Raw genomic sequence first — 617 nt, forward strand, 5'->3', positions numbered from 1 at the left:
TCCGGCACGGGGCCGGCGAGCGGGGGCGGCCAACCGGAGCGCACCGCGCCGGTCACGCAGTGCCGCCGCGCTGGTACTCTCGTCACTCTGCCGGTACAGGTGGTCCGTACGGGGGCAGGGGCCAAGCGGAAGGTCAGCGTCCAGTTTGGGCGTTCGGTCGGACGCCGGCCCGTCAGGTCCGCTCGGTCCACCCGGTCCGCCCGCGGCACCGGGTCCGCCCGGGGGCCGACGGCGCGTCAGCCAGGTGATCCACACTCAGCGGGGCAGCAGTCAGCGGGGCAGCGACAGCCGGCCGGGGAGGTCGGCTGGGGAGGAGGAGTCCGGTGACACAGCGGGAGAGCACCCCAGCGGCCGCCTCGCGCGCCGCGGAGCGGCTGGAGCCGGCACCCCTGCCGCACGGTCGGCACGGCCGCCCCAAGCCGGTCGGCGGCCAGCTGCGGCTGCCTGCGATCAAGGTCTCGGGTGCCGCCATGGCGATGTCCACCGTGGTCGGCATCAGCATCGCCACCACCTGGCTGATCAGCGCTCAGCAGCGCGCCGCCTCCGGGGTGCGGATGTCCACCGTGGGCGCCACCCCGACCGAGCCCGGCGGCACCGCCCCGGCCACCGCCCCCGCG

At 76.8% G+C, this 617-nt stretch carries 1 protein-coding gene; it reads left to right on the plus strand.

The annotated features are described in order from the left end of the window. Positions 1–323 precede the first annotated feature (323 nt). Positions 324–617, plus strand: a 294-nt coding sequence (locus C7C46_RS33035) for a hypothetical protein (protein ID WP_146259320.1), incomplete at its 3' end; no start/stop codon positions are given.

It is taken from the genome of Streptomyces tateyamensis (genome assembly GCF_003205575.1).
In the GTDB taxonomy this organism is placed as follows: domain Bacteria; phylum Actinomycetota; class Actinomycetes; order Streptomycetales; family Streptomycetaceae; genus Kitasatospora; species Kitasatospora tateyamensis.